This window comes from Granulicella tundricola MP5ACTX9 (genome assembly GCF_000178975.2).
In the GTDB taxonomy this organism is placed as follows: domain Bacteria; phylum Acidobacteriota; class Terriglobia; order Terriglobales; family Acidobacteriaceae; genus Edaphobacter; species Edaphobacter tundricola.
Genome location: NC_015064.1, coordinates 3,157,350 through 3,175,470, shown reverse-complemented (window position 1 = coordinate 3,175,470; position 18,121 = coordinate 3,157,350). Strand labels below are relative to the sequence as shown.

Annotated in this window: 16 protein-coding genes; 12 read left to right on the top strand and 4 right to left on the bottom strand. The window is 61.7% G+C overall.

Annotation, left to right across the window (positions count from 1 at the left end; translation table 11 throughout):
* Positions 1-92: 92 nt before the first annotated feature.
* The 9 genes from ACIX9_RS13585 (at position 93) to ACIX9_RS13545 (ending at position 10,184) form a co-directional block, all read left to right on the top strand.
* Positions 93-644, top strand: a complete 552-nt coding sequence (locus tag ACIX9_RS13585; RefSeq protein ID WP_013581062.1) for a DUF2127 domain-containing protein — start codon at positions 93-95, stop codon at positions 642-644.
* A 439-nt stretch (positions 645-1,083) separates the two neighbouring features.
* Complete coding sequence (locus tag ACIX9_RS13580) at positions 1,084-1,518, top strand: division/cell wall cluster transcriptional repressor MraZ (RefSeq protein WP_013581061.1); 435 nt, start codon at positions 1,084-1,086, stop codon at positions 1,516-1,518.
* 36 nt (positions 1,519-1,554) lie between these two features.
* The gene (gene rsmH, locus ACIX9_RS13575; RefSeq protein ID WP_013581060.1) at positions 1,555-2,448 is read left to right on the top strand and encodes a 16S rRNA (cytosine(1402)-N(4))-methyltransferase RsmH; all 894 of its coding nucleotides are present in this window, start codon (positions 1,555-1,557) and stop codon (positions 2,446-2,448) included.
* Between the two features lie 216 nt (positions 2,449-2,664).
* Entirely contained in the window at positions 2,665-3,192 is a 528-nt protein-coding gene (locus tag ACIX9_RS13570) for an FtsB/FtsL family cell division protein (RefSeq protein WP_013581059.1), read from the top strand.
* Positions 3,193-3,224: 32 nt separating this feature from the next.
* Positions 3,225-5,570, top strand: a complete 2,346-nt coding sequence (locus tag ACIX9_RS13565) for a penicillin-binding protein (RefSeq protein WP_013581058.1) — start codon at positions 3,225-3,227, stop codon at positions 5,568-5,570.
* A 14-nt stretch (positions 5,571-5,584) separates the two neighbouring features.
* The gene (locus ACIX9_RS13560; RefSeq protein WP_013581057.1) at positions 5,585-7,054 is read left to right on the top strand and encodes a UDP-N-acetylmuramoyl-L-alanyl-D-glutamate--2,6-diaminopimelate ligase; all 1,470 of its coding nucleotides are present in this window, start codon (positions 5,585-5,587) and stop codon (positions 7,052-7,054) included.
* The gene (locus tag ACIX9_RS13555) at positions 7,051-8,421 is read left to right on the top strand and encodes a UDP-N-acetylmuramoyl-tripeptide--D-alanyl-D-alanine ligase (RefSeq protein WP_013581056.1); all 1,371 of its coding nucleotides are present in this window, start codon (positions 7,051-7,053) and stop codon (positions 8,419-8,421) included. Before ACIX9_RS13560 ends, ACIX9_RS13555 begins: the two co-directional genes overlap by 4 nt.
* A gap of 41 nt (positions 8,422-8,462) precedes the next feature.
* Positions 8,463-9,599 (top strand): phospho-N-acetylmuramoyl-pentapeptide-transferase, encoded by a 1,137-nt coding sequence (gene mraY / locus ACIX9_RS13550; RefSeq protein WP_013581055.1) that lies wholly within the window; start codon positions 8,463-8,465, stop codon positions 9,597-9,599.
* 72 nt (positions 9,600-9,671) lie between these two features.
* Positions 9,672-10,184 carry a hypothetical protein gene (locus tag ACIX9_RS13545; protein ID WP_013581054.1) on the top strand — a complete coding sequence of 171 codons (513 nt, stop codon included), beginning with the start codon at positions 9,672-9,674 and terminating at the stop codon, positions 10,182-10,184.
* 22 nt (positions 10,185-10,206) lie between these two features.
* On the opposite strand, the gene fucP is transcribed toward ACIX9_RS13545, so the two are convergent.
* Together fucP and ACIX9_RS13535 are read right to left on the bottom strand one after the other, a co-directional pair.
* Positions 10,207-11,562: an L-fucose:H+ symporter permease gene (gene fucP / locus ACIX9_RS13540; RefSeq protein WP_013581053.1), complete on the bottom strand. Its 1,356-nt coding sequence runs from the start codon at positions 11,560-11,562 to the stop codon at positions 10,207-10,209.
* A gap of 88 nt (positions 11,563-11,650) precedes the next feature.
* Positions 11,651-11,860: a hypothetical protein gene (locus ACIX9_RS13535; protein WP_013581052.1), complete on the bottom strand. Its 210-nt coding sequence runs from the start codon at positions 11,858-11,860 to the stop codon at positions 11,651-11,653.
* A 93-nt stretch (positions 11,861-11,953) separates the two neighbouring features.
* On the opposite strand from ACIX9_RS13535, the gene murD reads away from it, so the two are divergent.
* From murD to murG, 3 genes are read left to right on the top strand one after another with little or no spacing between them, the layout of a single operon-like run.
* Positions 11,954-13,309: a UDP-N-acetylmuramoyl-L-alanine--D-glutamate ligase gene (gene murD / locus ACIX9_RS13530; protein WP_013581051.1), complete on the top strand. Its 1,356-nt coding sequence runs from the start codon at positions 11,954-11,956 to the stop codon at positions 13,307-13,309.
* 9 nt (positions 13,310-13,318) lie between these two features.
* Positions 13,319-14,410: a putative lipid II flippase FtsW gene (gene ftsW / locus ACIX9_RS13525; RefSeq protein WP_013581050.1), complete on the top strand. Its 1,092-nt coding sequence runs from the start codon at positions 13,319-13,321 to the stop codon at positions 14,408-14,410.
* Between the two features lie 3 nt (positions 14,411-14,413).
* The gene (gene murG / locus ACIX9_RS13520; RefSeq protein ID WP_013581049.1) at positions 14,414-15,493 is read left to right on the top strand and encodes an undecaprenyldiphospho-muramoylpentapeptide beta-N-acetylglucosaminyltransferase; all 1,080 of its coding nucleotides are present in this window, start codon (positions 14,414-14,416) and stop codon (positions 15,491-15,493) included.
* A 92-nt stretch (positions 15,494-15,585) separates the two neighbouring features.
* Here the strand turns inward: murG and ACIX9_RS27410 are convergent, their stop codons facing one another.
* Together ACIX9_RS27410 and ACIX9_RS13510 are read right to left on the bottom strand one after the other, a co-directional pair.
* Complete coding sequence (locus ACIX9_RS27410) at positions 15,586-16,902, bottom strand: YXWGXW repeat-containing protein (RefSeq protein WP_013581048.1); 1,317 nt, start codon at positions 16,900-16,902, stop codon at positions 15,586-15,588.
* Between the two features lie 96 nt (positions 16,903-16,998).
* The gene (locus ACIX9_RS13510; RefSeq protein ID WP_013581047.1) at positions 16,999-18,060 is read right to left on the bottom strand and encodes an acetamidase/formamidase family protein; all 1,062 of its coding nucleotides are present in this window, start codon (positions 18,058-18,060) and stop codon (positions 16,999-17,001) included.
* Positions 18,061-18,121: the final 61 nt, after the last annotated feature.

Sequence of the window (18,121 nt, the reverse complement as noted above, 5' to 3'; positions counted from 1 at the left end):
TTATGAATTGATGCCGATATGAAACTTGATCCCACCCTTCTGTGGTTGCGTTGACAATTGGCGGGTGAGACCGTCAACTGGACTAGGTGGATATGTCGAACAGAATGAGTGAAGAGGTCCTACAAAACGAGCGGGAGACCGAGGCAGCCGCGACGGAAGATCGTCCCAGCCTGCATGACAACGGTCTGCTGCTGATTGGCCTGTTCAAACTCAGCAAGGCGCTGTTCTTCTTCTGCGCCGGCCTGGGCGTCATCCACTTCATGAACAAGAACCTCAGCGATGAGGTCATCCGGCTGGCTATGGCGCTGAAACGCGACCCGGAAGGCCGTATTGTGCAACTCCTGCTGGAGAAGGTGGACCTGGTCGACGCACACACCATGCGGCGGATTGAGTTCTTCACCTTCGGCTACTCGGGCCTGGCTTTGACGGAAGGCATCGGGCTGCTGCTGAAGAAGGTCTGGGCGGAGTACCTGACGCTGCTCCTGACCATCTCGTTCCTGCCGTGGGAGCTGTTTGAGCTGGTGCGCCGTGCCAGCCTGTTCCGCTTCGGCCTGCTGGCGACCAACCTGGCCGTTCTCGGATACCTCATCTGGCTTCTGCAACGCAAGAAGCAAAGCCGGGTTGAGGCTGCGGACAGGGAATAGGCAATACCGGAGTTGACGCCCGCTTTGCTCTTTCCCAATGGCGATTGGCTCACCCGATTCCAGCAATGACAGACTGAAATCGACTAACACCAATGTGGGATTGCGTCGGCGACTTTCGCTTTTACTTCGCTTATCAGATCGGTTTCAGCCAAACAAGTAACCAATTCGCCCTGAACCAACCGAGCTAACACTACCTGTAGTGCTTTGCACAGGCATCCACCCTGCCGGCTGTTTTTTCCACAATTCGCCCACGTTATTCTTCCGGATTCCCCAACTTAGTCCTTTACACCGCGCAAGCCACAAGTAACTATGTGGATGGCAGTGGAACAAAGTGGAGCAAAAGGGAGCGACTTCAAGCTGAACTGAGCAAAGTCTACCCCTCCCAGGCAACTCTGGGAAGAACCCACCAAGGTTCACCGCCAAACGGGGTTAGAAAACGATGTTTCGGGGAAACCACCCAGCGCGCGTGGACGAGAAGGGCCGGTTGAAGATTCCGGCTGACTTCAAGCGCGAGTTTCCCGAAAAGCAGGAGTTTTACGTGACCAGCCTGGACGGCAAGCGGGCGCAGCTTTACCCGATCGCCGAATGGGAGAAGAAGGAGGAGGTTCTGGCGAAGATGCCTTCGACCTCCGTGGCAAAGATCAAGTTTCTGGACGTGACGAGCTACTACGGCCAGATGGTGGAGATGGACACGCAGGGCCGGGTGCTGTTGCCGCAGATTCTGCGGGAGTCGGCCCGGGTGGATGGCGAAGTGGTTGTGCTGGGTAAGCAGGGAATCCTGGAGGTCGTGAACCATGACGACTTCAAGGCCGAGATGGTGAAGGCGCCGCTTTCGATGCAAGACATGGCAGCACTCGCAGAGTTTGGACTTTAGCAGTTGAACGAGCACGAAACACCCTCAGGGGAGCGCATGACGCCACAGCAGCATGTGCCGGTTCTTTTAGAAGAAGCTTTGGAGTACCTGAATGTGCGGCCTGGCGGCGTGTATGTAGACGCCACGCTGGGACTGGGCGGCCACTCTTCCGCGATTGCGAAGAAGTTGGGCGGGCAGGGCAAGCTGATTGCCTTCGACCGTGACCCGGATGCGATGAGCAAGGCGCAGGCCCGGTTGGAAGCCCTGAAGGAAGAGCTTGGGGCGGAGATGCCGACGGTGCAGTTTGAGCCGAGAGCGTTCTCGGAGGCCGGCGACGCGATCGCCAAGGGCAGCCTGGACGGTTTGCTGGCGGACTTTGGCGTCAGCAGCATGCAGTTGGATGAGGCGCACAGAGGGTTTAGTTTTCGGTCGGATGGACCGCTCGACATGCGGATGGACACGCGGAGCGGGGAGACGGCCGGTCAAGTGGTAAATGAGGAAGACGAAAACGAGCTCGCCGACCTTATTTACGAATTCGGAGAGGAAAGGAGGTCGCGGAGAATCGCCAGAGCCATTGTCAGGGCCCGGCCGATATCGACGACAGCGGAACTGGCTCGAATCATATCGGCCGCGGCCCCTCCAATGAAAGGCGACAAGATTCATCCCGCAACGCGCACCTTTCAGGCAATCCGAATGAGGGTTAATGACGAACTGGGAGAGATTCAATCGCTGCTGAAGAGCGCGGGATCTCTGCTGAAGCCGGGCGGCAGGCTGGTGATGATCAGCTTCCACAGCCTGGAGGACCGATTGGTCAAGGATGCGTTCCGTGAGCTGGGCCGGGACAAGAAGTTTACGGTGCTGACCAAAAAGCCGGTCATCGCCGCGGAGCAGGAATCGCTTCGGAATCCAAGGTCGCGCAGCGCGAAGCTGAGGGCTCTGGAAAAAGTTTAGAACGGCCTTGAAATGCGGTTTCATTGCACAGTTATTAGTGCAATGATTAACACACAATTCAAGGATGACATGAGATCGGGCCGGGGTTGTCCCACCGTGCTTTCAGGCGAAAGACAACTTGCTCCAAACAGTCCCCTCCTCCACTAACGATCCCGGCCCGGATCGTACTGAGAAGGGGCAAGAGTTCAGAAAGAAGACGTACACGAGGGTAGGACAATGGCGACGATGACGGTGGGGATCGAGGCGATGGGAACCAGGGCGGCACGGGGGCGTGCCCAGTCCGTGGCGGAGCGCAATGCAGAGCGCTTTGAGGCGCAGCGCCGCGCTCGCCGTGGACCGACGCCTGAGGTCTTCTTCACCAAGCACATCGATAACAGCCGCATCGTGAAGGCGGACGACCCGGAGCGCCGGCGTGAGATGCGCCTGTTCACCGTGGCCATGACCGTACTCTTTTCGCTCTGCATGGTTTATGTGTACCAGCACTTCTCGTCGATCGAGGTTGGCTACAAGATTGAGGCGCAGAAGACGCAGGTGGCCGTGCTGCAGGAGAAGAATCGCGATCTCCGTCTGAACGAGGCGCAGCTCACGCAGCCGGGCCGGATCGTTACGATCGCCAAGCAGCTTGGTCTGGACGCACCCGCGCCCGGACAGATCATCCGCAACGACGGCTTCACCGGGCAGGAAGTTAACGCCCCGGCCTACGCTGAGGTTGCGGTTCCGGCATCGGGCGTTCTCTCTCGTTAGTGTTTTAGAAATCAGAAGCAGGCAGGGTGGGGATGCAACCGAATAACGCGCCAAGGCAGCCGAGGCAGACACTCACCGCTCCCATTCAACGGAAGCGGTTTGCCTATGTTGCCCTGGCCTTTATCGTCTGGATGTTGGCGATTGCGCTGCGGCTGGTCTGGCTGCAGGTCTACCAGAATCACAAGTGGGTGAGCCTGGCGGCACGGCAGCAGCAGGGATCGTTTGAGGTGGCTCCGCGCCGCGGTGTGCTGTATGACCGCAACCTCAAAGAGCTTGCGCTGACCGTGCAGGTGGACAGCATCTACGCGGTGCCCAGTGAGCTTGGCGAGAATCGCGAGGAGGCGTCGCAGATGCTCGCACGCCTGGTCCACACGGACCCCACCGATAACTTCACCTCGCAGCACCAGATGAACGCGCGCTTCAATGCCTCGCATGGCTTTGCGTGGGTCGCACGCCGCGTCAGTGCGGAGACGGCGCAGCGCGTGCGTGAGCTGAACCTGAAGGGCGTCTACTTCCAGAAGGAGTTCAAGCGCTTCTATCCCAACAACGAGCTGGCCGCGCACGTCCTTGGTTATGTGGGGACGGACGACGCCGGGCTCGGCGGGCTGGAGCTTCAGTTCGACGATGATATGCACGGCGTCTCCGGGCACATGCTGACCGCGCTCGACGCCAAGCGCCACGCGCTGGGCAGCACGGAGAACGAGCCGCAGCCGGGTGAGAATCTGGTGCTCTCAATCGACGCCAACATCCAGTACATGGCGGAGAAGGCACTGGATGAGCAGATGGCGAAGGTCAAGGCCGCGCACGGTACGGTCGTCGTGCAGGACCCGCATACGGGCCAGATTCTGGCACTTGCGGTCTCGCCGCGCTTCAATCCGAACGACGCCAAGCACATGGACGCCAGTGTGCTGCAGAACCTTGCAGTGAGCGATATCTATGAGCCGGGTTCGACCTTCAAGCTGGTGACCTACTCGGCCGCGATGGACGGCGCGGGTGTGGAGCCCACCGATATCGTTGACTGCATGGGCGGCGCGATGACCATGATGGGCCGCACGCTGCATGACGATAAATCGGACGGCCGCATGGGCCGCGTGACGGTGCAGTACGCGCTGGAGCGCTCAAGCGACGTGGGCGCGGCCAAGATGGCCATGAAGCTCGGCAACCAGAAGTTCTACGACTATATGAAGTCGTACGGCTTCGGCGACCGCACCGGTATTGAGCTGCCCAGCGAGACGCGCGGCCTGCTGCGTGCCCCCAAGAAATGGGACGCCACCAGCTTCATGTCGCTTGCCATTGGGCAGGAGATCGGCGTGACGCCGATTCAGCTTGCGACCATGGTTTCCACCATCGCGAACGGTGGCATGTACATGCCGCCACACGTTCTGCTGCAGTCCACCGACGAGATGAAGGGCGATCCGCGGCTCAAGCCCGCGGCCTTCCATCCAGCCAATCAGCTTCCAACCGTACTGCCCGATGGCGCACACCGCGTCATCAAGGAGATCACCTCCGCCAAGATGCGCGAGATGATGCGCGGCATCGTCGTTGAGGGCACGGGTAAGGCTGCCGCGCTGAACGGCTACAGCTCCGGCGGCAAGACCGGGACGGCCAACAAGATTGATCCGGCGACCCACACGTACAGCCACACCAAGCTGGTCGCCAGCTTCGCGGGAATGGCTCCCATCTCGAATCCTGCAATCACGGTCGCGGTGATCATCGATACGCCGACCGTGGGCAGCCTGTACGGCGCGGCTGTGAGCGCTCCTGTGTTTGCAAGCGTCGCGCAGCAGGTGCTTGAGTATCTGGGTGTGCCGCACGATCAGCCGCTCAAGACGCAGAAGGAGATGCAGGTCGCCGCAGCGCAGGCGAAGGATGACTTCGACGGCGACGCAGCCGATAACGGCGCTGACCTGAACGCGATGTTCGCGGATGTGAACAGCCTGCCCGCCGACGATCCGCTGCGTGGCGGGACGGAGAAGCCGGTGCTGGCTGTGGCTGCGCCCGTTGAGACTGAAGAAGAGAAGCGCTCCAGCGGTCTGAAGAGCCTGCTTCCAAAGAGTGTGCTGGAAGCGTTCCATGCCAACGGCAGCACGACCTCTGTAATCGCCGATGAGAGCGCCAATGCGGATCGTCCGTTGGCCGCGCCCAAGGTCGTTCCTGTGGTGCAGGCACTGACCAATGGTGGTGTGCGAGTCGATGCAGGGCAGCGTGTGGCCGTGCCGGAGTTCAGCGGCATTCCGCTTCGCGCGGTCGTTGAAAGGGCTGGTGCTGCTGGCCTGCGCGTGCAGCCTGTAGGCAGCGGTCTCGCAACGGAGCAAGTTCCCCTGCCGGGGACGATGGTGCCCGTGGGGACAGAGATCGTCGTCCGTTTCGTCCGATAGGTCGTGGTGTTTCTATGTTGATTGATGAAGCGCTTGCGGGTATCGACGTACTGGAGCGGGGCTCCGGCTCCGCTGACGTAACGGGCGTGCAGTACGATTCGCGCCGTGTGGTGGCCGGTGATGTCTTCGTCGCAATGAAGGGCGAAAGCTCTGACGGCAATCGCTTCATCGAGACCGCAATTGCGCATGGTGCGCGAGCCATCGTGACGGACTCGCGCGAGGCCTGGGCAGCGGGCGGTGCAGTCCCGTTCTATCTTGTAGGCAACGGTCGCCGAGCCCTTGCAGGCGTAGCAGCAAACGTCTTTGGACATCCCGAGCATGTGCTGAAGATAAGCGCGGTCACGGGGACCAATGGCAAGACGACCACAGCCTTTCTCCTGGAGCAGATGCTCAAGAGCGTCAACCGCAAGTGCCTGCTGATCGGAACGATCGAAACCCACATCGGCGATGAGGTCCGAGTCAGCGAGCACACCACGCCGGAGTCCCGCGACCTGCTCGCTCTCTTTGCGGATGGTGTGAAGGCAGGTTGCACGGAAGCCGTCATGGAGATGAGCAGCCACGCACTGGCGCAGGAGCGTGTGTGGGGCGTGCCGGTCGATGTGGCGATGTTTACGAACCTCACGCAAGATCACCTGGACTATCACGGCACGATGGAGCGTTACTTTCAGGCGAAGGCGAGGCTCTTTGAGGGAGTCGGCGCGGAGGCACCACGCGTGGCGGTGGTCAATGAAGATAGCCCGGCGGGCGTGTGGCTGCTGACGCGAGATCTCGGCCCCGAAGTCATGAGCTACGGCATCAACGCCGGCGAGTTCAGAGCGAGCAAGGTGGCTTTGAGCGCGGGCCGGACGCAGTTTCTCTGGGAAACACCATACGGTGCCGTTCAGATCGACTCGCCACTAACGGGCAAGGTCAACGTCTACAACCTCCTGGCCGCAAGCTGCGCGGCGATGGGCCGTGGGCTGACGCTCGAAGAGATCGCTAAAGCCGCTCAAGGCTTGCACCAGGTTCCAGGCCGCTTCCAGACTGTACCGAATGACCTCGGCATCACAGTCGTCGTGGACTACGCCCACACGGATGATGCACTGCGAAATCTCATCGGCCTCGCGCGTGAGTTGGTCGGCAAGGGCCGCGTCATCACGCTCTTCGGTTGCGGCGGCGATCGCGACAAAACCAAGCGGCCAAAGATGGGCCGCGCAGCCGGTGAAGGCAGCGATCTGGTCGTCCTGACCAATGACAATCCTCGTACGGAGGAGCCGGGCGCGATCCTTGATGAGGCACTGGCAGGTGTTCGCGAGACATCCGTCGAGTGTGTAGTCGAGCCGGACAGGGCGACAGCGATAGCCCTCGCGATCAAGGCTGTGAAAGGTGGAGACATCGTGCTGCTCGCAGGCAAGGGACATGAGAAGGTGCAGATCCTGAAGACCGGCACGGTGCCGTTCGATGATGCAGAGGTTGCGGCGCGTGTGCTGCGGGAGATTCGATGAAGTTGACGTTGGGACAGGTTGCGGATTGGATTCACGCGGAGGGGGACTTCACCACCTCCAGCGAAGCCGTTGGTTATTCGATCGACTCGCGGACGATCGGCGCGGGGGAGTTGTTCTTTGCCGTGACCGGCGACCGTGTGGACGGGCATGACTACGTGGAGGCGGCGCTCGCCAACGGTGCGGTGGCAGCGGTGGTCAGCAATCGCTGGCTGGCCTCTGACGAGCCGCGTGAGGTGGACCCGTGCAAGCTGCTCTGGGTCCCGGAGGGCGAAGAGTGTGTGCTGCGTGCGATGCAGTTGCTGGCCCTGCGCGTCAGGCAGAGCTGGGGCGGACGCGTCATTGGAGTCACAGGCTCGGCAGGGAAGACGACGACCAAGGAGATGGTGGCCACGGTTCTCAGTTCTCAGTTCTCAGTTCTCAAGTCGGCCGGTAATTTGAACAATCACTTTGGTGTGCCGCTGCAACTGCTGAGGTTGGAGGCGGAGCATGAGGTTGCCGTCATCGAGATGGGCATGAACCACTCCGGCGAGATCAAACGCTTGGCAGAGATCGCAGAGCCGCAGTGGGGCGTCGTCTCGAACGTAGCAGCCGTCCATCTGGAGTTCTTTCCAGCCGGTATCGCGGGGATTGCGGCGGCGAAGCGGGAGCTGATTGAGGCTTTGCCTTCGGATGGACTTGCAATTTTGAATGGCGATGATGAGTGGGTACGCGGCTTTGGAGTTGGCGTCGACTCCGTCTTGTACGGTTTGGGCGATGAAGCCCAGGTGCGCGCCACGAATGTAGTTGAGGCTGGACTCGACGGCGTCAGCTTCACCGTCCACGCTGGCGGAGACACGGCTGAGGTCCACCTCGCGCTCCTGGGCAAGCACAACGTCTCCAACGCTCTCGCTGCCATTGCCGTGGGGTGGAAGAGCGGGATGACATTGACCGCATGTGCGGCTGCGCTTGCGGAGATGCGAGCTACGGACAAGCGCGGTGCCGTGATCGAGTGGCGCGGTGCAAAGCTGCTCAATGACTCGTACAACTCGAATCCGAAGGCACTGGACGCAATGGTGGATGCCTTGATCTCTACCCCAGCCACACGACGGATTGTGGTGGCAGGAGAAATGTTGGAGCTTGGGCCGGAAGGGCCGGCGCTCCATAAAGCTTGCGGTCGCCGAATGGCGGAGCAAGGCGTGGACCTCATCGTCGGCGTGAGAGGCCTCGCCGCTGACCTCGTGAGCGGCGCAGGTGAAAAGGCCGTCTTCGTGGAGACGCCTGAGGCCGCAGGCAACTGGCTCACAGCAAACGTCAAAGCAGGCGATGTGGTCTTGCTGAAGGCCTCACGCGGCGTCCGCCTGGAGCGGGCTTTGGAGAAGTTGGGTTAGACACTGCTGTTAAGATTGAGAGATTCACGCGGAGAACTCCTTTGCTCTATTGGCTGCTGTACCAGAAGCTGTTTCCTTATTTTCGGTTCTTTCGCATCTTCCGCTACCTGACCTTCCGGTGCGTCTTTGCGAGCCTCACGGCCTTGCTGATCGGGCTGCTGATCGGGCCGTTTGTGATTCAGCGGCTGCGCGAGTTTCAGATCGGCCAGTACATCCGTGAGGAGGGGCCGCAGAGCCATCAGAAGAAGGGCGGCACGCCCACCATGGGCGGCGTGCTGATCTGCATCTCCATCCTGGTCCCCACGCTGCTGTGGTCGGATCTCTCGAACCCCTTCGTCTGGGTGGTCATGCTGTCCACCCTGGCCTTCGGAGCCATCGGCTTTGCGGATGACTATATCAAGGTGGTGAACCGCCGCAATCTTGGCCTGACGAGCAGGCAGAAGCTGCTGGCGCAGTTCGTGGTCAGCGGCGCGGTGGCGGTGACGTTGATCAAGCTGCAGGGCGTCGGGAGCTACTCCACGCGGCTGGTGGTTCCGTTTGCCAAGCGGCTGCGGCCGGACCTGGTCTGGGAGTGGATGGGCCACATCCCGCACCTGCACTGGATTGCGTTCCTGCCCTTCGTCTTCTTCGTGATGATCGTGATTGCAGGCGCATCCAATGCTGTCAATTTGACGGACGGGCTGGATGGCCTTGCCATCGGCTGCACGATCATCGCCGCCGGCGCGTTGACGGTGCTGACTTACATCAGCGGCCACGTCGTCTTCTCTGACTATCTCGAGCTCCAGCGCATGCCGCTGGTGAGCGAGCTGACGGTCTTCTGCGGAGCCATGGTGGGCGGCTCCATCGGCTTCCTCTGGTACAACGCGCACCCGGCTGAGATCTTCATGGGCGACGTCGGATCGCTCGCGCTGGGCGGCGCAATCGGCACGGTCGCCGTGGTCATCAAGCAGGAGTTACTGCTGCCGTTCATCGGCGGCGTCTTCATTCTGGAGCTGATGAGCGTCGTCTTGCAGGTCGGCAGTTACAAGCTCAGGAACGGCAAACGCATCTTCAAGATGGCTCCGCTGCACCATCACTTTGAGCTGCTGGGCTGGAGCGAGAGCAAGGTCATCGCACGCTTCTGGATTCTGGCGCTGGTCTTCGCATTGCTGGCTCTGACGACGTTGAAGCTGCGGTAAGGTACCCACGACAAAAGACGATCCCGTTTATTTTGCCTGGAGCAGGATCCAGGTTGCAGGTATCGTAGCGGGATGCTTGCTTCCACCTCCAATCTGTCCTACTGGTTCCCGCTGATCACGGCGGGTGTCGCATTGCTGACTGCGCTTTTGACCGTAGTCTCCTCCCAGACGCTGGAGTGGTTGAAGGAGAGACGCAGCTATCGGCGCGAGGTGGAGACGCGGCTTCTGACGCGGCGTGAGGCGCTGCGGGAGAGGCGCAACGACTTCCAACGGCAGACGCTGCTCGATCTGCAGGACGCGATCCTCGAGTACGTCTCCGTGAAGCTGGAGACACAGCGGCTGCAGCCTTCGAACGAGCTCGCGTCCAAGGTCTTGCTTGCGAACGCCCGCATCACCAAGCTGATGACGCGGGTGGAGGATGAAGAGGTCAGGAGGCTAATCGATCGCGCGCAGGAGGCGACTCGGGTCACGCGGCCTGGTGAGAGTCCGGCGGCCGCGGAACGGCCTCTCGGCCTGATCCTTGAGGAGATCAACAACCGCATTGGCGGGCTTCTGCGGAAGCTGGACTCTGAAGAGTCACTGTAAGGATCGTATAGAGCCGAGGCGGCTAGATGCTGCTGACGCGCAGCGCCTCTTCGCGCCGAATCTCAGCCGGGGTGATCCGCACGCGGGAGCCTATGAAGGCGAACCAGGCTACGACGAGGTAGCTCACAAGCGGCACGACGAATCCCCAGGCCGTGCTGTGCATGCGCTCGGCCACAAATCCCACGGCAGGCGTGACCACCGCGCCGCCAACGATGGACATCACCAGCACGGATGCACCCAGGGTCGTATCGGGGCCAAGCTGCTTCAAGCCCAGCGCGAAGATGGTGGGGTACATCAGCGACATGCACAAGCTCGTCAGCATCAGCGCCCAGAGACCGATCCATCCCGGAAAGCCGATTGCGACGGTGAGGAGCAAGACGTTGACCAGCGCGAGGAAGCCCATCAGACGGTTGGGGCGGACATACTTCATCAGCGCCGTGGCGACGAAGCGGCCCAGCGCGAAGAGCAGCAACGTCCCGCTGAGGAAGTAGCCTGCAATCTTCTCCGGCTGGTGAGTATAGTCCAGCACGTACTGGATGAGGAAGCTCCACGTACCCACCTGTGCGCCGACATAGAAGAACTGGGCGACGACCGCGGAGACGAAGTGCGGGATGCGGAAGAGGCTGGTGACGGGGCCGCGCGGCTCATGCGGAAACTGCTCCTGGCTCAGCGTGGGTGAAGGGAACTTGACGCGGAAGAGCGCGAGCGCAAACAGAAAGACGACCGTACCGAGCACGAGGTACGGCGTGATGACGCGCAGGGTCTCGCTGTGCAGGAAGCTGGCGTAGGTGCCTGCGGACTTCATGGTCTGCACGTCGGCGGGGCCGGGCTCCACGCCGGAAAAGATGAAGACCGTGCCGATGAGCGCCCCTGCGATGGTTCCGGGGGGATTGAAGGCCTGCGCAAGGTTCAGGCGGCGCTCGGAGGTGGCGGGGTCGCCAAGCTGCGTGATGAACGAGCCCGCGCCCGTCTCCAGAAAGGCGAGCCCGGCGGCGATGACGAAGAGTGCGAAGAGGAAGAAGTTGTAGCTGTTGGCCTGGGCCGCCGGCCAGAAGAGCAGGCAGCCGATCGCATACAGCAGCAGCCCGGTGACCAGTCCAATGCGATATCCAAAGCGGCGCAGCACCAGCGCCGCCGGCAGCGAGATGCAGAAGTAGCCAAAGTAGAACGCGGACTGCACCAGCCCGGCCTGCAGGCGGCTGATCTGGAAGGACTTCATAAACTGCCGGATCAGCACGTCGTTGAGGTTGTTCGGCATCGCCCAAAGGAAGAAGAGCGCGGTCACCATGAAGAAGGGAACGGCGTAGCGCCGATCGAAGAGCGGCAGTTCTTCGCCGGGCCTGACGGTTCGGGGCGCTGTGGAGGGCGACAGATGCACGGATAACTTGTATCAGAAGGGCACGAGGGTTGGCACGAGAGCCCCGGCGATTATAGATTCAGGTCCGAGAATGGGAAGGGAAGGAGAACTACTTCGCCGGCTGTAAGTGAGCCCATGCGGCGTCCTCTTCCGGTCCCAGCCAGTTTTCGGCTAAGGCAGTCTCAGAAAGCAGCATGGTCTCGTGTTCTGGGGCTGTCTGCCAGGTGAGAATGGCGCGGCCTTCCGGAAGAGTGGAGAGTGGATCGACGGGATGAACCTTGCCGAGGGAATCGATTTCTACTTCGATCGCATGCGTCATGGCCGGTTTCCTCCTCACCTGCAGTCTGTCTAAGATATCAAAGTCAGTGCACGCATTCATGCACTAAGCTGGACCCATGGAGTGGATTTCAGAATGGAACTGAAGAACAAACGGGTGTTGGTGGTTGGGTTGGGCCGGAGCGGGTTGTCGGCGGCGATGTTTCTGCGGGATCGCGGGGCCCGGGTGACGGTGAGCGATACGCGCTCCGCAACGGCGCTGGCCAAGGAGATTCCCGCGCTGATGGAGGCCGGAATCATGGTCGAATCCGGCGGCCATGGGCTGCTGACCTTCCGGCGGCAGGATCTGATCGTCGTCAGCCCGGGCGTGCCGCTGGAGACGCCGGAGATCGCGCAGGCGGCGGCGTTTGGCACGGCGGTCATCGGAGAGCTGGAGCTGGCGAGCCGCTTTCTGGACGGCTCCGTCATCGCGATCACGGGGTCCAATGGCAAGACGACAACGACCACACTGACCGGCAAGATCTTTGCGGATGCAGCGTTGCCGACCCTCGTCGGCGGCAACATCGGGCTGCCGGTGATCGATCTCATCGCAGAGAGCCGGCCGGAGACCTGGAGCGTGCTGGAGGTCTCTAGCTTTCAATTGGAGACCGCGACCACCTTCAAGCCGCGCATCGCGATGGTGCTGAACGTGACGCCGGATCACCTGGATCGGCATAAGACGTTTGAGCGGTACTGGGAGGCGAAGGCTCGCATCACGGCCTGCCAGGAGTCCGAGGACTTCCTGATATTGAATGCGGAGGATGTGAACGCACAGAAGATGGCCGCGAAGACTCGCGCCCAGATCTACTGGTTCAGCGGACGGCGGCAGGTCAAGCAGGGAGCCTTCGTGCATGGGGAGAGCGTGTTCTTCCTTGGCAAAGAGGGCGGCAAGCCGGAGCCCGTGTTGCCGGTGAGCGAGATTGCGTTGAAGGGCGCGCATAACGTGGAGAACGTGCTGGCGGCAGTCTGCGCGGCGCGGCTGGCGGGGATCGATGCGGAGACGATCCGTGCGGCGGTGAAGGGATTCCGCGCGGTCGAGCATCGGCTGGAGCTCGTCCGGGTGCGGAACGGCGTGGAGTTCTACAACGACTCCAAGGCCACCAACGTGGATGCAACCGTGAAGGCGGTGGAGTCGTTTGCGGGTGGCATTCACCTGATCCTGGGGGGCAAGGACAAGGATTCCGACTACGCGACCCTGTCAGCCCTCCTGAAGGAACGCGTCCGGGTTGTTTATACGATTGGTTCAGCGGCCGAAAAGATTGAGCGGCAACTGGATGGAGTAGTGAAGATAGTGCAGGCGGGGACTTTGGACAAGGCTGTGAAGCTTGCGGCTGAGGCTGCTGTTTCTGACGAGATTGTTTTATTGGCTCCGGCTTGCTCGAGTTTTGATCAGTTTACGAACTACGAGGAGCGCGGGCGGGTCTTTCGGGACGTTGTGTTGGGTCTGGATTAGAGGTTTTGGATGGCGAAGCGCGTAGGGGTCGATAAGTGGCTGTTCGGGGTGGTGCTGCTGCTGACTCTGTTTGGGTTGGTGATGGTCTTCTCTGCGAGCGCGGTGGTGGCGAAGTCGCAGTATGGCTCTCCGTATTACTTCGTCGTGAAGGAGTTTGGCTTTGCGGTGGCCGGGCTGGTGGCGCTGGCGGTGCTGATGCAGGTGGACTATCGCCGCTATAACAGCCCCAGGGTCGTCTTCCCCGCAATGGCCGTCACCACGCTGCTTCTGGTCAGCGTCTTCGCGATGCATGCGTTGAACAACACGCATCGCTGGGTCAAATTTGGCGTCTTCACCTTTCAGCCGTCGGAGCTTGCGAAGCCGATGAGCGTGCTGTTTCTCGCGTACTTTTTGCAGACCCGCATCCACAAGATGGACGACTGGAAGGGCACCGTGATGCGGGCGGCGCTGCCTCCGCTGGTGTTCGTTGGGCTGATCCTGAAGGAGCCGGACCTGGGGACGGCGCTGGTTTGTGCAGGTGTGACGGTAGCGATGCTTTATCTGGCGGGGTTGCAGATGAAGTGGATTGGGCTGGCAGCTGCTGCGGCTTCGCCGGTGATGTTTTATATGCTTTGGATGGTGAAGTGGCGGCGGGATCGTCTGATTGCCTTCACCAACCCGGAGGCCGATCCGCTGGGCAAGGGCTTTCACATCATGCAGTCGCTGATTGCCGTGGGCACGGGCGGTGTGCGCGGACTGGGCTTGATGGAAGGCCGGCAGAAGCTCTACTACCTGCCGGAGGCCTGGACCGACTTCATCTTCGCCAACATCTCGGAGGAGCTTGGGCTGCTCGGCGCATTGGCGCTGGTCGCGCTGTTCGTCACCTTCGGCTATCGCGGCCTGCGCGCGGCGTATCTTTCCACCGATCCCTTTGCGCGCTTCCTCGCCTTCGGCCTCACCACCGCGATCCTGATCCAGGCGTTCTTCAACATGAGCGTCGCGCTCGCGCTCGTTCCGACCAAAGGAATCACCCTGCCGTTCGTCTCCTTCGGCGGAACGTCCCTCTTCTTCACGCTGGCAGGCATGGGCGTGCTGCTGAACATCACACGGGAGATCGATTAGCCGGTGAAGGTTTTGATTGCGGGTGGGGGAACCGGTGGGCACGTCATCCCCGGGTTGGCGATTGCGCGTGAGCTACGAGACACCGCCGGGGCCGAGGTGCGGTTCGTGGGCACTGCACGCGGGCTTGAAACCAAGCTGGTCCCTGAGGCCGGCTTCTCTCTGGAACTCATCCATGTAGGACAGTTGAAGGGCGTCAGCCTCGCGACACGCCTGCGCACCCTCGGCGATCTGCCACTGGGCATCGCAAAATGCGTGGCGATGCTGCGGGAGTTCAAGCCGGACGTGGTCGTAGGCGTAGGCGGATACGCGTCAGGCCCTGCGATGATGGCGGCACTCCTGCTGCGCGTGCCGACCGTCGCCTACGAGCCCAACGCCGTCCCGGGCCTGACGAACAAGCTGGTCGGAAAGTTCGTAAGCGCGGCCGCAGTGAGCTACGCGCAGACGACGAAGTACTTCAGGAACGCCACAGTGACGGGCGTGCCGGTCCGCGCGACGATCTTCGACGTCGCTCCCCTCACCGAGGCTCAAACTCCCAGGCTCCTCATCACCGCAGGGAGCCAGGGCGCAAAGATCTTCAACGACACCATGCCGCTGATCCTCTCGCGACTGCTGGAGGCGGTCCCCGGCCTGACGATCCTCCATCAAGCCGGAGCACGGCACATCGAGGCAACCACCGCCGCCTTCGCAGCCAGCGGAGCCGACCCCTCCCGCTGGGAGGTCAGGGCGTTCATCGACGACATGCCCCACCAGTACGCCGCCTGTACCCTGGTCCTCGCACGCAGCGGAAGCACCGTAGCGGAGCTCGCGGCGAGCGGACGGCCATCACTCCTGGTGCCGTTCCCCCAGGCCGCCGACGACCACCAGAGAAAGAACGCTGAAGTGTTGGTGCAGGCTGGCGCAGCCACGATGATGATCCAGGCAGGCCTGACGCCGGAGGGTCTGCTGGAAGAGCTCACGCGGATGTTGAACGATGCGCCGGGCCTCGTGGAGATGGGCGCGAACGCCAGAACACTGGCACATCCAGGCGCACTGGAGCGCATCGCCGGGATGGCTTTGCGGGTTTCAAGGAAGACGCCAAACTAAGTTCGCAGTGGTCCGTTCTCAGTGGTCACGAAAAGCAAAAAGGCGAGCCGCTGAACTGGCTCGCCTTTGTCATTCTGTTTAGCGTCTAGGGATTAGCGATGACCGCCGCCCCCACCGCCGTGGGAGCCTCCGCCACCGCCGCCACCACCATGAAAGCCGCCGCCTCCTCCGCCAGCAGGTGCGCCGCCTCCACCGTGGAAGCCGCCGCCCCCACCGCCCGGGTTGCCCCCGCCGCTGGGAGCCGTGCGAACACCCCCACCACCGCCGAAGTTGCCTCCGCCGCTGGGAGCCGTGTGAACACCCCCGCCAGCGTTGCTTCCGGGATTACCGGAGAAGCCGCGTGCGCCGCCGCCCTGGAACGGTGTTCCCGTGGCTCCACGAACGTTGTTGCCAGCTGCAGGCGTACCGCCACCAAAGCCGCCGCGGTTCCCCGCGTAGCCCTGGTACCCGATCCCGCCACGGTTGCCCGCGTTGTTATTGCCGTTGAAGCCCTGGCTGCGGAAGCTGTTGCCCTGCTGATTGAACGTTCCGGCACGATTATTGATCCCAAAACCGCGTCCGCGATTGATCGAAGCAAAGCTGCTGCCGCCCGGGTGGATTCCGCCTACACCGGCATAGTGCTGGCTGTAGAAGTGACCACCAAAGGCACGGCCGAAATGGCCATACTCGCGGTTATAGAAGAAGCGCCCGCCATTCCAGTAGCCGCCGTAGAAGCCTACGCCAAAGTAGCCGAAGCCGTAGTCAATGCCGCCGTAGTAGCCGACGGTTGGTCCCCAGTAACCAGCGTTCCAGAAGTAGCCGTTGTCGCCATCGCCCCAGTAGCCGGGGGTATAGAGCGCGCCGGTATAGGGCGGCTCAACCCAGGCGCCGGGAACCCAGACATAGCCGTTGCCGCCCCACTGCCAGTAGCCGGGGGTCCAGATATCGCCGTCGGCCGGAGCCTCAGGCTGGTCATAGTCCGGAAGCGGCGGCGGAGCCTGCTGGACGAAGTCCTGCGGATCGGTCGGGGGACCCTGCTGGCCGTACTGCTGCTGCTGGGGATCACCGTAGGGCTGCTGCCCCTGATACTGCTGCGCCTGACCCTGATATTGGGGGTTAGCCTGGTTGCCGTACGTCTGAACGCCATAGGCATTGTTGCCGTAGGGCTGGTTGACGTAAGGCTGCTGCTGGCCGTACTGCTGCTGGGCCGGAGCAGCGTAGTTCTGGGGATCCTGGTTGTTATAGGGCTGCACGCCCTGGTTGTACTGGGCGGACGCGGCCTGCGGGGAGAAGGCCAGCGCACCGGCGAAGGCGAGAGTCGTAAGCGAAAGCTTGAGAGCGTTGCGTGCGTCCATGAGGTCCCCTACCGCCGGGGAATCCTTCGTTTGTCCCTGATGCTCCGGGAGTGCGAGGAGTTCGGCTTGAGTCATCCGTGTTTCCGGATTCAGGCTCCCTTGTTTAGACACAAATGCCGGAAATAGGTTGCGGCAAAGGGTACGGCACTCTAGTAACCGCACCCTTTTGGCCTATTTCGTGCTTGTAAACATGTTTTTCGGGCACATCACGTGGACTCCCACGCGCGGCAGGTCCACAAGTTGCGTGATATCAACGTCGCACGAGACTGAGATCAGCGAATACGCATCCTCGCGAGACAGGTGCGGATGATCCGGATTCTGCTCGCTCAGGAACGTAATCATGTTCCTGACCGCCATCTCGGTCGCGCGCTTGAGGTCCTCATGAAAGCCCATCGCGATGTACTGCGTCGGGGTCTCGCCGCGCGGCCACACCAGCCGCGTGGGGTCCGTCAGCGAGCCCTTGTGCAGGATGAACTCAAAAGTCCCCGTCAGCTGCGTCTCCATGGCCGTGATATCGACTTCGCCGTTCCCCTGCCCGGCATGCCCGTCGCCCACCTCAAAGTTCGCCCCCGGCGTATTGATCGGGATGTAGAGGACGGTTCCCGCCACCATCTCCTTGTTATCCATGTTGCCGGCGTTCATCCACGGTGGCGCGGAGTCGGACTTACCGCCCGGCGTCGCGATCCCCATGGACCCAAAGAACGGATGCAGCGGGATATCGACCCCCGGAGCGAAGTGTCCAATCATCTTCTCCCGATCCAGCGGAATGATCTTCGTACGGCTGTACGGAAAGTCATCCGGCAGGAATCCCCGTCCCGCGCCGAACGAGTTGCACGCCCACGGCACGTCGATATCGATCTTCTGAATCCGCACCTCCAGCACGTCGCCCGCCTTCGCGCCTTCAATGGCAACCGGACCAGTCAGAATGTGGCCGCCGGGACCCTTCTCCGTGGCAGGGAAGTTGCTGTAAATATCGTCGACGTAAGTCGGAATGTCCTTGCGATCGACCCCTGCTGCCATCAGCCTCGCAGCCGGTCCGCAGGTGGAAAGCGTCTGGATCGCGACCGTATCGCCCGATTTGACCGTCAGCGCGGGCTTGGCCATGCCGTTGTAGTTGCCCCAGACGATCGTCTGCGGCGTGGCGAGAAGCTTTTGGGGCTGCTGGGCTGAAGCAAAGGGCGCGAGAGCAAAGAGCGTGGCGGCGGCGACGATGAGGCGGCTACAGACGGGCATGGGGCTCCTTGGTTGGGGCGGAGAAAGACGAATCTCCCGGCATGGGGCAGGACAGGGGTTT

Excerpts from the sequence above, each read along its gene's own strand:
- ACIX9_RS13585 (WP_013581062.1), top strand. The coding sequence starts at position 93 with ATGTCGAACAGAATGAGTGAAGAGGTCCTACAAAACGAGCGGGAGACC.
- ACIX9_RS13580 (WP_013581061.1), top strand. The coding sequence starts at position 1,084 with ATGTTTCGGGGAAACCACCCAGCGCGCGTGGACGAGAAGGGCCGGTTG.
- rsmH (WP_013581060.1), top strand. The coding sequence starts at position 1,555 with ATGACGCCACAGCAGCATGTGCCGGTTCTTTTAGAAGAAGCTTTGGAG.
- ACIX9_RS13570 (WP_013581059.1), top strand. The coding sequence starts at position 2,665 with ATGGCGACGATGACGGTGGGGATCGAGGCGATGGGAACCAGGGCGGCA.
- ACIX9_RS13565 (WP_013581058.1), top strand. The coding sequence starts at position 3,225 with ATGCAACCGAATAACGCGCCAAGGCAGCCGAGGCAGACACTCACCGCT.
- ACIX9_RS13560 (WP_013581057.1), top strand. The coding sequence starts at position 5,585 with ATGTTGATTGATGAAGCGCTTGCGGGTATCGACGTACTGGAGCGGGGC.
- ACIX9_RS13555 (WP_013581056.1), top strand. The coding sequence starts at position 7,051 with ATGAAGTTGACGTTGGGACAGGTTGCGGATTGGATTCACGCGGAGGGG.
- ACIX9_RS13545 (WP_013581054.1), top strand. The coding sequence starts at position 9,672 with ATGCTTGCTTCCACCTCCAATCTGTCCTACTGGTTCCCGCTGATCACG.
- ACIX9_RS13535 (WP_013581052.1), bottom strand. The coding sequence starts at position 11,860 with ATGACGCATGCGATCGAAGTAGAAATCGATTCCCTCGGCAAGGTTCAT.
- murD (WP_013581051.1), top strand. The coding sequence starts at position 11,954 with ATGGAACTGAAGAACAAACGGGTGTTGGTGGTTGGGTTGGGCCGGAGC.
- ftsW (WP_013581050.1), top strand. The coding sequence starts at position 13,319 with ATGGCGAAGCGCGTAGGGGTCGATAAGTGGCTGTTCGGGGTGGTGCTG.
- ACIX9_RS27410 (WP_013581048.1), bottom strand. The coding sequence starts at position 16,902 with ATGACTCAAGCCGAACTCCTCGCACTCCCGGAGCATCAGGGACAAACG.
- ACIX9_RS13510 (WP_013581047.1), bottom strand. The coding sequence starts at position 18,060 with ATGCCCGTCTGTAGCCGCCTCATCGTCGCCGCCGCCACGCTCTTTGCT.